This window comes from uncultured Nevskia sp. (assembly GCF_903885465.1).
In the GTDB taxonomy this organism is placed as follows: domain Bacteria; phylum Pseudomonadota; class Gammaproteobacteria; order Nevskiales; family Nevskiaceae; genus Nevskia.
This window is the reverse complement of record NZ_CAISIQ010000419.1, coordinates 1-11,383: the sequence shown is the minus strand read 5'-3', so window position 1 is coordinate 11,383 and position 11,383 is coordinate 1. Positions and strand designations below refer to the sequence as shown.

Below are 11,383 nucleotides of genomic sequence, written 5' to 3'. Positions count from 1 at the left end.
GATCTCGTCATCGGTGAGATCGGCATTGCCACCGCGCGCCGGCATCGAATTCTTGCCCTTGATCGCCGAGGCGGTCAGACCATCGACACCACCGGCAGCGCCCTTGCGGGCGGCCCAGGCGGCCTTGTCGTCCGCCTTCGGCGCGCCGAGCAGGCCGCCGCTGTGGCAAGCGCTGCAGACCGTCGTGTAGACCTGCTCACCGCTGTAGGGCTCGCGCTTCACGGCGGCCTTGGCTTTGACCAGCAATGCCGGGTCGGTGATCACGGTGCCGAGCGGCGCCGTGCGGGCGGCGACCTTCTTCACTTCCGACTCATCAGCCGTATCGTGCTTCGGGGTCATGATCGCGGCCAGCGCGATGATGCCGATCGTGATTCCGAACAGCAGCGCCAGAACACCGGCGAACGAAATCATGAACTTCTTGTCCTGGTCTTTGCTCACAACGGTCTCCGGGGCCGGCAGATGGAAAAGGCTTGCAACAGATGAATGAGGCAGGCGATGCACCAACAAAGAATGCATGACCCATAACAGTGCGAAACGCCGAAACTCGCAACAAAACAGGGCGCGAGCACTGGCGACGACGCGGAACTTTGCTGGCAGCCGTGCTGCACAGCGCGCAATTATAGAGAGAAGCCTGCCACTTGCGTGACGGAATCAGAGTCCGCTTCCTCATCAAGTTCAGGTGCGCGCGATGTCCGGAACGCGAACCGCATCGGGACGCTCGGGTACGATACGTCCCTCATGGCTGACTCAGCACTCATCATTCCCGTGGTCGACAGTACCGCCCTCCAGGAAACCGCGCGCCGCGTGCTCGGCATCGAGCGCGATGCGCTGGCTGCGTTGCTGCCGCGCATCGACGACCGCTTCGCCCGCGCCTGCGAGTTGCTGATCGCCTGTCGCGGCCGCGTGATCGTCACCGGCATGGGCAAGAGCGGCCACATCGGCGGCAAGATCGCCGCCACCTTGGCGTCGACCGGCACGCCGGCTTTCTTCGTCCACCCTGGCGAAGCCAGCCACGGCGACCTCGGCATGATCACCCGCGATGATGCGGTGATCGCGATCAGCAACTCCGGCGAAACCGCCGAAGTGCTGACCATCCTGCCGCTGATCAAGCGCATGGGCATTCCGCTGGTGTCGATGACCGGGCGTCCGGGCTCGACTCTGGCGAAATCGGCCGATGTCCATCTCGATGTCTCGGTCGCGCAGGAAGCCTGCCCACTCAACCTCGCCCCGACGGCCAGCACCACCGCCACCCTGGCGATGGGCGACGCGCTGGCCGTGGCGCTGCTCGAAGCCCGCGGCTTCACGCCGGAAGATTTCGCGCTCAGTCATCCGGGCGGCACGCTCGGCCGCCGCCTGCTGCTCAAGGTCGGCGATCTGATGGCGACTGGCGACCGCATTCCGCAGGTGCCGGCCAACGCCAGCCTGTCGGCCGCCCTGCTGGAGATGACCCGCAAGGGCCTCGGCATGACTGCCGTCATCGACGACAGCGGCGAGGCGCTCGGTCTGTTCACCGACGGCGATCTGCGCCGCGTGCTGGACGCCAATCTCGACGTTCGCAGCGCCCGGATCACCGAGGTGATGACCCGCGGCGGAAAATCGATCCGCTCGGCGCAACTGGCGGCCGAGGCCGTGCATCTGATGGAAAAGCACCGCATCACCGTGTTGATGGTGCTCGACGACCACCGGCATCTCGAAGGCGTTCTGCACATGCATGATCTGCTGCGCGCGGGCGTGGTCTGATGCAAACCCTGACCGAGCGGGCTCGCAACATCCGTTGCGCGGTGTTCGACGTCGACGGCGTCATGACCGACTGCAAGCTGTATCTGGCACCGGACGGCACCGAGCTGAAAGCCGTGCATGTCCGTGATGGTCTTGGCCTGAAATTACTGATGCAGGCCGGCATCGAAGTCGCGGTGATTTCCGGCCGGCCGTCGGCGGCGATGCAGGCGCGCTTCGAATACCTCGGCATCCAGCATGTCTGGCTCAATGTCGAGCAGAAAATCCCGGCCTGGGAAGCGCTGCTCGCCAAGCTCGGCCTGCGTGACGATCAACTGATGATGATGGGCGACGACACGCCGGATCTGCCGCTGATGGAACGCGCCGGCCTGGCAATGACCGTTGCCGACGCCCATCCGAAAGTGCTCGCCGTCGCTCACTGGGCCAGCCGCCTGACCGGCGGCAACGGCGCGGTGCGCGATGCCGCCGATCTGATCCTCAACGCCCAGGCGATGACTGTGGCGGGAGTGCAGGCATGACCCGGGTTGCCGTTGCCGCCATCGCGGTTGCCGCACTCGCCGGCCTGCTTTACACCTTGAATCGGATCGATGACGTTGCTGTGGTCAGCACGGAAGCCGATAACCGGTTGCCGCGCTATACGCTGACCTCCGCGGAACTGACCCGCTACGACGCAGATGGCCAGCCATCGCTGAAAGCGACCGCCGCCAACCTCGAATATTTCGACGACGAATCGGCACAGGCGACGACCCTGGTGGTCGACGTGCTGTCCGGCACCAAGACGCCCTGGCACATCACCTCGCCTACCGGCAGCCTTGCGCCCGGCAGCCGGGTGATGACCTTGTCCGGCGAGGTGATCGCCAACGGTCAATGGCCGGACAATGGCGAGGCCGTGGTCGTGCGCTCGCCAACCATGAAGATCGATCCGGACGCTCATCTGCTGAGCTCCGACGTCGACGTGAACGCCGACAGCCGCACGCGCAAGGGCACGGCGACCGGCATGACTGCCAATTGGGCACAGCAGGACCTGCACCTGCTCAACAACGTGAAGATGCGCTATGAAGTCAATCGCTGAACTGGCCCCGCTCCGGATCTGGCCCCGCGCCTGCTGCTTGCTTGCCGCGCTGCTGCTGGCCGGCAACGCTCAGGCTGCGCCGTCGGCGCCGAAGGGACCCTCGGTAGACAAGGCCGAGCTGGTCAAGCTGCCGAAAGGCTCGGACCTGAAGCCGACCGGCCCGGTCACGCTGACCTCGGACAAGGCCGAACTGGTGCAGGGCAATTCGGCGGTCTACACCGGCAATGTCGTGCTGACTTCGGACACCTTGAAGCTCGAAGGTGATCGCGTGGAACTGAAGCAGTATCCGGGCGGCCAGTACGAAGCCAAGATCACCGGCGGCCCGGCGCGGATGAATCACGCCGGCAACGGCACCGAGAACCCGGCCGTTGCCGCTCGTGCGAAGACACTGAACTACGACTCACGCAGCGGCGTGCTCGATCTGCTGACCGATGCCTACGTGCTGCGCGGCACCGACGAGATCACCGGCGACACCATCAAGTACGACGTCAGGGAACGCCGCATCCAGGCTTCGGGCGGCGATGGCGGTCAGGTCAAGATCATCATCCAGCCGGCGTCTAACGACCCTGTGCCTGCTCCAGCACCGGCACCGGCGACACCGGCCGACGGAGGCCCGAAGTGAGCGCCGCAGCGAGTGGCGATCAGCCGCGTTCGGTACTGCAGGCGCGGGATCTGGTCAAGCGCTACAAGAAGCGCACCGTGGTCGACGGCGTCTCGCTGAACGTGCGCGCCGGCGAGATCGTCGGCCTGCTCGGGCCGAACGGCGCCGGCAAGACCACCTCGTTCTACATGGTGGTCGGCCTGGTGCCGGCCGATGCCGGCGTCATCGAGCTCGATGGCCGCGACATCACCAAGCTGCCGATGCATGCACGCGCCAAGGCCGGCATCGGCTACCTGCCGCAGGAAGCCTCGGTGTTCCGCAAGCTGTCGGTCGCCGACAACGTCATGGCGATCCTCGAACTGCGCGAAGACTTGGACAAAGCCGCTCGCCTGCAGGAACTGGAACGGCTGCTCGAAGAACTGCACATCAGCCATGTCCGCGAAGGCTTGGGCATGTCGTTGTCTGGTGGTGAGCGGCGGCGCGCCGAAATCGCGCGTGCGCTGGCGGCCAATCCGCGTTTCGTGCTGCTCGACGAGCCGTTTGCGGGCGTTGATCCGATTGCCGTGATCGACATCCAGGGCATCGTCCGCCACTTGTCCGAGCGCGGCATCGGCGTGCTGATCACCGATCACAACGTGCGCGAAACGCTGGGCATCTGCACGCGTGGCTACATCCTGGCTGGCGGCAAGGTCATTGCCGAAGGCACGCCGGATCAGCTGATGGAAAACGAGACGGTGCGGAAGGTCTATCTGGGCGAGCAGTTCCGCCTCTGAACGGCGGCTCAGGCGCATGCGCCAAGCCGCAAATCAGCGCTTGGTGGGCTGATTTACTTTTCGACTATAGCCCATCGCAATGAATTCTGAGCAAGTAGAATGCCAACACTGGAATTCTTGAAAAAGCCCGCATGAAGCAGTCGCTGTCGCTCCGCACCGGTCTTGCCCTGACCATGACGCCTGCCCTGCAGCAGGCGATCCGCCTGTTGCAGTTGTCCAGCCTCGATCTGCAACTGGAGATTCGCCAGGCGCTGGAATCGAACGTGATGCTGGAGGCCGACGGCGACGACCTCGAATTGCAGACCACCGAAGAAGCGATGGCCGAGGCGGACAGCGATGCCGCCGTCGCCGAAGCGGGTTCGGCGGCCGAAACGGTGATCGAACTCGGTGGTGAAAACGTCATCCCCGAAGAGATGCCGGTCGACGCCGACTGGGGCGATATCTACGACAGCGCCGGTTCCGCCGGCAGCGGCAGTGGCGAGGACGACGACGGCCTGCACGATTTCATGCAGGCCAATCTGCACGGCTCGCAGTCACTGCGCGACCATCTGACCTGGCAGGCAAGCATTGCGCCGTTCGATGAAGTCGACGCCGAAGTCGCACTGCACATCATCGATGCGATCAACGACGACGGTTATCTCGAAGACTGGGACGGCGTCCGCGATCGCCTGGTCGGCGGCCAGAACATCCCGCTGGAGCGCGTCGAAAAGATCCTGCGCTCGGTGCAGGACTTCGATCCGTCGGGTGTGGCCGCCCGCGATCTGCCGGAATGTCTGCGCCTGCAGCTGCAGCAGTACCCGGCTAAGACGCCGGGCCTCAGCGCTGCGTTCAGGATCCTCGAAGCACCGATGGCGATGCTCGCGCGCCACGACGAAACCGCGCTGATCAAGGCTACCGGCCTGGGCTTGGAAGCGCTGCGCGAAGGCCTGGCGCTGGTGCAGACGCTGCAGCCGCATCCTGGACGCCCATATCAGGCGCATGAAAGCGACTACATCGCCCCCGACGTCTTCGTCGGCAAGAAGAACGGCCGCTGGCGCGTCTCGCTGAACCCGGAGCACACGCCGAAGCTGCGGATCAACCAGCTCTATCAAGGCATGGTCAAGCGCGCCGATACCTCGCGCGATCAATTGACCATGAAGCAGCACCTGCAGGAAGCGCGCTATTTCATCAATTCACTGGAAGCGCGGAACGAAACCCTGCTCAAGGTTGCCCAATGCATAGTCGAGGAACAGCGGGCCTTCCTCGACTACGGCGAAGAAGCAATGCGGCCACTGGTGCTGCGGGATGTCGCCGAACAGTTGGGAATTCACGAGTCAACGGTATCGCGCGCGACAGCAAACAAGTACATGCTGACGCCCAGAGGCCTTTACGAACTGAAGTATTTCTTCTCCAGTCACGTCCAGACCACGGAAGGAGGTACCTGCTCCGCCACAGCCATCCAGGCCATGATCAAGCGACTCATCGCTGCCGAAGATGCCACCAAGCCCTTGTCCGATTCGACGCTCGCCGAGATGCTGCTGAAAGAAGGCATCCAGGTGGCCCGTCGCACGGTCGCAAAGTATCGCGAAGCGCTGCGCATCCCTCCGTCGCATGAGCGCAAGCCGATCGGCTGAGCCCCGATCGGAATCCTGATCACGTTTCGTTTCATGGTCTGAAACCTGCAACGTGAATTGTCCGTACTGCCCGCCGCCGTATTCCGGTAGGCGCCCGGTACGGATTATCGAATAGGAGTTGCGTGTATGAACCTGAACATTTCCGGTCATCATCTCGATCTCACGCCGGCCCTGCGCACTTACGTCACCGACAAGCTGAAGCGCGTCGAGCGCCATTTCGATCACCTGATCGACGCCGCCGTGATCCTCTCGGTCGACAACAAGCTGCAGCACAAGGCCGAAGCGACGCTTCATGCTCGAGGGACCAATCTGCATGCCGAGTCGATCAATGGCGACATGTACGCAGCGATCGACAGCCTGATCGACAAGCTCGATCAGCAGACCCGGAAATTCAAGGACAAACTTCGCGACCACCACGCCCGCGAAGTCCAGAAACACACTATCAACTAGCTTTCTTGCCGGGCAGGCCAGCGCTGCATAGCGCGGCGCTACACTACCCGGGCCTTGGAGAAGCCCCGCTTTTCGAAGCGGGGCTTTTTTCGTTCACGACATCCGGAAATCTCCTGAAACTTGCCGAAATTCTCAATCCGGGCCGGGTTGCCGTCGGTGTCGCGGTGACCAGCAAGAAGCGCGCGCTGGAAGAGATCGCTCGTCTGCTGGCGCTGGGCGCGCCCAGTGTCGCGCCGGCAGACATCCTCGCCAGCCTCGCCGGCCGCGAGAAACTCGGCTCCACCGGCCTCGGCCATGGCGTGGCGATTCCCCATGGCCGCATGGCCGGCGTATCGACCAGCGTGGGCGCCTTCGTGCGCCTCAAGCACCCGATCGATTACGACACTCACGACGGCCAGCCGGTCGATCTGGTGTTCGGCCTGCTGGTGCCGCAGAACGCCACCGGCGAGCACCTACAGCACCTCGCGGCGATCGCCGAAAAGTTTTCCGTGGACGAGTTCTGCGCCCAGGTGCACGCAGCGAAGGACGATGCCGCCGTCTACGCGCTGCTGAGCGCCTGATCCCGCGATAAGCGCGGCCCTCCCCATGAGTAGCGCCCATCCACCGCTGACCGTGCACGGCGTGTTCGTGGCGGTCGATGGCCTCGGCGTCTGGCTGAAGGGCGCGAGTGGCGCCGGCAAGAGTGAACTCGGGTTGGAGCTGATCTCCCGCGGTCATCGCCTGATTGCCGATGACGCGATCGACCTGCACCTGGAAGATGAGCGGAGCGGCCCTCGGTTGATCGGCCGCTGTCCGCCGCTGCTGGAAAGCTTCATCGAGGTGCGCGGCCTCGGCATCCTGAATCTGCGCCGCTTGTACGGCGACGAGGCCTTGGCGGCGGAAGCGACGCTCGATCTGGTGATCGATCTCGATGCCACTGGCGAAGCCTCACCGGAAGAGCGCTTGTCCGGTCGCCGCACGCAAACCACGGTGCACGGGATCGCAGTGTCGACCGTCGCCCTGCCGAGACGGGTCGGCCACAATCTGGCGGTGCTGGTCGAAGCCGCCTGCCGCGATCACCGGCTGCGGCTGGCCGGTTACGACGCCTGCGCCGATCTGGTTGCGCGGCAGGCGCAGCGCATCGTCACCGAACCTCTCTGAGCGAACGCATGCGCCTCGTCATCGTCAGTGGACTCTCCGGTGCCGGCAAGACCGTGGCCCTCAAGCAGTACGAGGATCGCGGTTATTACTGCATCGACAACATCCCGCTCGATCTGCTGCAGCCGCTGCTGACCCACGCGGTCGACAACCCCGGGCCGCGCTACCGCAAGCTGGCGCTGGGCATCGATGCCCGCTGCGATCCGCTGGAAATCGAACGCTTCCCCGCCGTGCTGGATTTGCTGCGCGGCCAAGCGATCGACGTTCACGTGCTGTTTCTGACCGCCGACGACAGCGTCATCCTGCGCCGCTACAACGAGACCCGGCGGCGGCACCCGCTATCGAATCCCGAAGTGTCGCTGCTTGATGCGATCCGGCTCGAACGCCGGCTGCTGAAGCCGATCGCCGATCTCGCCGACGTGCCGCTCGACACCACCAATCTCAATCTTTACGAGCTGCGCGCCGCCGTTGGCGCGCGGCTGCCGGAGCCGGGCACGCACGGGCTGTCCTTGCTGTTCCTGTCATTCGGCTTCAAGAACGGCGGCCCGGAAGGCGCGGACTTCGTCTTCGATGCCCGGGTGCTGCCGAATCCGCACTGGGTGCCGGATCTGCGCGCATTGACCGGCCGCGATGCGCCGGTAGTCGACTACTTCAAGGGCCAGACCCTGGTCAGCCAGTTTCTCGACGACACGCGCGCCTATCTGGAGCGCTGGCTGCCGGCCTTCGAGGCTCAGGATCGCCCCTATGTCACGGTGGCGATCGGCTGCACCGGCGGCCAGCATCGCTCGGTCTATCTGGCGGAGCGCCTGGGTCAGGCCTTCGAGGGCCGCTTCGAACAGGTGGTGGTCAAACATCGGGAGCTGAATGCATGAGATGCCCACCATGACGGTCGGCGTGTTGCTGGTCACTCACGGCAAGCTTGGCCATCACCTGCTGGAAACGATGCAGGACATGATCGGCGCGCCGCCGCTGTCGGTGGACGTGCTGGAAGTGCGCCGCGTGCAGGCCACCGATGTGCTGCTGCTGCAGGGCCGTCGGATGATCGAGCGCCTGGATTCCGGCGCCGGCGTGCTGCTGCTGACCGACGCTTATGGCTCCACACCCAGCAACATCGCCAGCCGGCTGTCCGAAGCACCGAATACTGAACTGGTGGCCGGCATCAACCTGCCGATGCTGGTGAAGATCTTCAATTACCCGCAGCTCGACCTCGCCGCAATGTGCCGCGCCGCCGTCGAAGGCGGCCAGCGCGGAGTCGCGATCTGCACGCCGCCGTCGCCAGTCCCGAACCAGGAACCGAAGTCATGAGCGTCAGCGCCGAGAAGACCGTATCGATCGTCAATCGTCTGGGCCTGCACGCACGTGCGGCGGCCAAGCTGGTGACCCTGGCAGCGAAGTACCAGTGCGAGATCAAGGTCGCCAAGGGCGACAAGACGGTCAGCGGAAAAAGCATCATGGGCGTGATGATGCTGGCCGCCGCGCAGGGCAGCCAGATCACCTTGACCGCTGTCGGCCATGACGCTGTCGAGGCGCTTGAAGCGCTGGCCGCACTGATTGCCAATCGCTTCGAAGAGGACGCATGAGCCCGCTGCCGGCCATCAACCGCGAGGCAGGCCCATGAGTCTCTGGCTCAACGGCATCGGCGTATCGCGCGGCATCGCGATCGGCCGCGTCCAGAAGCTGTCGGGCGGCGATCTCGAAATCCCCGAGTACACGATCGCCGAGGCGGATCTCGAAGCCGAGGAAACGCGCTTCTGCGCCGCGCAGGCGCGCGCCAAGGAGCAGCTCGAACAGGTACGCGCGCAGGTGCCGGCCGGCCTCGGCGGCGCCCAGAGCGAGATCGCCGCATTCATCGACACCCATCTGCTGATGATGGATGACCGCTCGCTGACCGAAGCCGTGGTGGCGACCATCCGCGGTAGCCGCATCAATGCCGAAGCGGCGCTGAAGCGGCAACGCGACGTGCTGGTCGCGGTGTTCGAACAGATGGACGACGCCTATCTGCGCTCGCGCAAGGACGATGTCCAGCACGTCTCTGCGCGGATCCTGCGGATTCTCCTGAAGCAGGAACGCAGCCTGCCGGTCGGCGAAGCGGCCGAAGCGCCGGCCGAACCCAACATCATCGTCGCCGACGACATCACGCCGGCCGACATCATCCTGCTGGCGCAAGCCGGCGTCGCCGCGTTCATCACCGAGTACGGCGGCCCGCTGTCGCACACGGCGATCCTGGCGCGTTCGTACTCGATTCCGGCGATTGTCGGCCTGCACGGCGCGCGGCGCCTGTTCAAGGACGGCGAAGCGGTGATCGTCGATGGCGATCTCGGCCACGCGCTGGCCGATCCCGACGAGCAGGCGCTGAGCTTCTTCCGGACCAAGCGCGCCGGCCAGCTGGCGCGCCGCGCGTCGCTATCCGGCCTGCGCGACAAGCCGGCGATCTCGCGTGACGGCATCAAGATCCGCCTGCTGGCCAATATCGAACTCAGCGAAGACGCAGCGCACGCGGCGGAGCTCGGTGCAGAAGGCGTTGGCCTGTATCGCACCGAATTTCTCTATATGAACCGGCAAGGTCTGCCGACCGAAGACGAGCAGTACGAGGCCTATGCCCGAGTCGTCGCCTCGGTGAAAGGGCCGATCACCATTCGCACGCTCGACCTCGGCGCCGACAAGCAGGTCGACTCCGGCTCGCGTTCCGGGCCAACGCCGAACAATCCGGCACTGGGCCTGCGCGCCATTCGGCTCTGCCTGAAGGAGCCGGAACTGTTCCGCACCCAGGTGCGGGCGCTGCTGCGGGCTTCGGCGCATGGCGACCTGCACATCATGCTGCCGATGATTTCCAGTGTGGCCGAGTACCGGCAGGCAAAGAACTTCATCGACACGACCCGCGATCAGCTGGAACGCGAAGGTGCGGCGATGGCCAAGCACGTACCGGTTGGCGCGATGATCGAAGTGCCCGCCGCCGCCCTCGCGGCGCAGTGGCTGGCCAAGCAGTGCAGCTTCTTCTCGATCGGCACCAACGATCTGATCCAGTACACCCTGGCGATCGACCGCGTCGACGACGAGGTCAACTACCTGTACGACCCGCTGCATCCGGCCGTGCTGCGGCTGATCCGGATGACCATCGAGGCGGGTGATCGCGGCCGGATTCCGGTGGCGATGTGCGGCGAGATGGCTGGCGATCCGCGTTACACACGGCTGCTGCTGGGCTTGGGGCTCACCGAATTCTCGATGCATCCCGCCAGCGTGCTGGAGGTAAAACGGATCATCATCGAATCCGACGTGCACGCACTGCGCGCCCAAGCGATGAATCTGCTCGAGACCGGCGATTCACAGGCACTGGAAGCGTTGATGTCTTGAACGGACGTAGGGCGGGCCGTGCCCGCCGCCGCGCCCCCCCGTTTTCGAGCGGAGCCGGCGGCCGCGAGCCGCCCTACGAATCAGCGCGGCGCGTCTTCCGGCAAGGTGATGTTCAGCTCCAGCACTTCGAGGCCATCCTCGCGCTGGACATTGAAATGCACGGAGTCGTCCGGCACCCGGATGTACTTGCGGACGACGGCGAGAATTTCCTCGCGCATCTGCGGCAGGTAGTTCGGCCCGTTCATGCGGCCTTCGCGCTGGTAGGCCACGGCGACCATCAGGCGATCTTTTGCCGTCTGAGCGCTGTTCTTTTTTTCCGTCCGAAAGATTTTCAGCCAATCCATGATCAGCCTCCGAACAGTTTGGCCATGAAGCCTTTCTTCTGCTCCGTCATGAAACGCATCGGTCGCTCTTCGCCGAGGAAGCGCGCCACCAGATCGGTATAGGCCTGGCCGGCTTCGCTGAGCGAATCCTTGATCACCGGCTCGCCGGAGTTCGAGCTGGTCAGCACGGTCGGCGATTCCGGAATGATGCCGAGCAGCGGAATGGCGAGGATTTCCTTGACGTCGTCGACGCTGAGCATCTCGCCCTTGGCGACTCGCGTCGGGTTGTAGCGGGTCAGCACCAGATGTTCCTTGACCCGCTGGTC

The 11,383-nt window shown here is 64.6% G+C and carries 15 protein-coding genes and 1 pseudogene; 13 read left to right on the top strand and 3 right to left on the bottom strand.

The annotated features are described in order from the left end of the window. A partial coding sequence (locus QZY06_RS16415) for a c-type cytochrome (RefSeq protein ID WP_295686137.1) occupies positions 1-438 on the bottom strand: 438 nt, incomplete at its 3' end. Between the two features lie 300 nt (positions 439-738). Here QZY06_RS16415 and QZY06_RS16410 point away from each other — a divergent pair. From QZY06_RS16410 to ptsP, 13 genes are all read left to right on the top strand, one after another. Further along, positions 739-1,740 (top strand): KpsF/GutQ family sugar-phosphate isomerase, encoded by a 1,002-nt coding sequence (locus tag QZY06_RS16410; protein WP_295686136.1) that lies wholly within the window; start codon positions 739-741, stop codon positions 1,738-1,740. Further along, positions 1,740-2,255, top strand: coding sequence for an HAD family hydrolase (locus QZY06_RS16405; RefSeq protein WP_295686135.1), 516 nt, complete (start codon positions 1,740-1,742; stop codon positions 2,253-2,255). The genes QZY06_RS16410 and QZY06_RS16405 overlap by 1 nt, the downstream gene beginning before the upstream one ends. Beyond that, positions 2,252-2,809 (top strand): LPS export ABC transporter periplasmic protein LptC, encoded by a 558-nt coding sequence (lptC, locus tag QZY06_RS16400; RefSeq protein WP_295686134.1) that lies wholly within the window; start codon positions 2,252-2,254, stop codon positions 2,807-2,809. Before QZY06_RS16405 ends, lptC begins: the two co-directional genes overlap by 4 nt. A 37-nt stretch (positions 2,810-2,846) precedes the next feature. After that, positions 2,847-3,431, top strand: a complete 585-nt coding sequence (gene lptA / locus QZY06_RS16395) for a lipopolysaccharide transport periplasmic protein LptA (RefSeq protein WP_295686133.1) — start codon at positions 2,847-2,849, stop codon at positions 3,429-3,431. After that, positions 3,428-4,183, top strand: a complete 756-nt coding sequence (lptB, locus tag QZY06_RS16390) for an LPS export ABC transporter ATP-binding protein (protein ID WP_295686132.1) — start codon at positions 3,428-3,430, stop codon at positions 4,181-4,183. The genes lptA and lptB overlap by 4 nt, the downstream gene beginning before the upstream one ends. Positions 4,184-4,314: 131 nt before the next feature. Then, a complete protein-coding gene (locus QZY06_RS16385; RefSeq protein WP_295686131.1) occupies positions 4,315-5,796 on the top strand; it encodes an RNA polymerase factor sigma-54 in 1,482 nt (493 codons plus the stop codon). Positions 5,797-5,922: 126 nt separating this feature from the next. After that, positions 5,923-6,246 (top strand): ribosome-associated translation inhibitor RaiA, encoded by a 324-nt coding sequence (gene raiA, locus QZY06_RS16380; protein ID WP_022976272.1) that lies wholly within the window; start codon positions 5,923-5,925, stop codon positions 6,244-6,246. Between the two features lie 113 nt (positions 6,247-6,359). After that, a complete protein-coding gene (locus tag QZY06_RS16375; RefSeq protein WP_295686138.1) occupies positions 6,360-6,806 on the top strand; it encodes a PTS sugar transporter subunit IIA in 447 nt (148 codons plus the stop codon). A gap of 25 nt (positions 6,807-6,831) precedes the next feature. Next, positions 6,832-7,386, top strand: coding sequence for a hypothetical protein (locus QZY06_RS16370; RefSeq protein WP_295686130.1), 555 nt, complete (start codon positions 6,832-6,834; stop codon positions 7,384-7,386). 8 nt (positions 7,387-7,394) lie between these two features. Next, positions 7,395-8,255 carry an RNase adapter RapZ gene (gene rapZ / locus QZY06_RS16365; protein ID WP_295686129.1) on the top strand — a complete coding sequence of 287 codons (861 nt, stop codon included), beginning with the start codon at positions 7,395-7,397 and terminating at the stop codon, positions 8,253-8,255. A 1-nt stretch (position 8,256) separates the two neighbouring features. Continuing rightward, positions 8,257-8,688 (top strand): PTS fructose transporter subunit IIA, encoded by a 432-nt coding sequence (locus QZY06_RS16360; RefSeq protein ID WP_295686128.1) that lies wholly within the window; start codon positions 8,257-8,259, stop codon positions 8,686-8,688. After that, a complete protein-coding gene (locus QZY06_RS16355; protein WP_295686127.1) occupies positions 8,685-8,963 on the top strand; it encodes an HPr family phosphocarrier protein in 279 nt (92 codons plus the stop codon). Before QZY06_RS16360 ends, QZY06_RS16355 begins: the two co-directional genes overlap by 4 nt. A 34-nt stretch (positions 8,964-8,997) precedes the next feature. Beyond that, on the top strand, positions 8,998-10,734 hold the full coding sequence (gene ptsP, locus QZY06_RS16350; RefSeq protein WP_295686126.1) for a phosphoenolpyruvate--protein phosphotransferase: 1,737 nt from the start codon (positions 8,998-9,000) through the stop codon (positions 10,732-10,734). A gap of 80 nt (positions 10,735-10,814) precedes the next feature. On the opposite strand, the gene minE is transcribed toward ptsP, so the two are convergent. Both minE and QZY06_RS16340 read right to left on the bottom strand, forming a co-directional pair. Further along, a complete protein-coding gene (gene minE / locus QZY06_RS16345) occupies positions 10,815-11,078 on the bottom strand; it encodes a cell division topological specificity factor MinE (RefSeq protein WP_293388304.1) in 264 nt (87 codons plus the stop codon). A gap of 2 nt (positions 11,079-11,080) precedes the next feature. Beyond that, positions 11,081-11,383: pseudogene (locus QZY06_RS16340) on the bottom strand (septum site-determining protein MinD); the annotation flags it as partial.

Bases quoted from the DNA above. Each gene is read 5' to 3' on its own strand.
- lptC (WP_295686134.1), top strand. From the start codon at position 2,252: ATGACCCGGGTTGCCGTTGCCGCCATCGCGGTTGCCGCACTCGCCGGC.
- QZY06_RS16410 (WP_295686136.1), top strand. From the start codon at position 739: ATGGCTGACTCAGCACTCATCATTCCCGTGGTCGACAGTACCGCCCTC.
- minE (WP_293388304.1), bottom strand. From the start codon at position 11,078: ATGGATTGGCTGAAAATCTTTCGGACGGAAAAAAAGAACAGCGCTCAG.
- raiA (WP_022976272.1), top strand. From the start codon at position 5,923: ATGAACCTGAACATTTCCGGTCATCATCTCGATCTCACGCCGGCCCTG.
- rapZ (WP_295686129.1), top strand. From the start codon at position 7,395: ATGCGCCTCGTCATCGTCAGTGGACTCTCCGGTGCCGGCAAGACCGTG.
- QZY06_RS16355 (WP_295686127.1), top strand. From the start codon at position 8,685: ATGAGCGTCAGCGCCGAGAAGACCGTATCGATCGTCAATCGTCTGGGC.
- QZY06_RS16370 (WP_295686130.1), top strand. From the start codon at position 6,832: ATGAGTAGCGCCCATCCACCGCTGACCGTGCACGGCGTGTTCGTGGCG.
- QZY06_RS16385 (WP_295686131.1), top strand. From the start codon at position 4,315: ATGAAGCAGTCGCTGTCGCTCCGCACCGGTCTTGCCCTGACCATGACG.
- ptsP (WP_295686126.1), top strand. From the start codon at position 8,998: ATGAGTCTCTGGCTCAACGGCATCGGCGTATCGCGCGGCATCGCGATC.
- QZY06_RS16405 (WP_295686135.1), top strand. From the start codon at position 1,740: ATGCAAACCCTGACCGAGCGGGCTCGCAACATCCGTTGCGCGGTGTTC.
- QZY06_RS16360 (WP_295686128.1), top strand. From the start codon at position 8,257: ATGCCCACCATGACGGTCGGCGTGTTGCTGGTCACTCACGGCAAGCTT.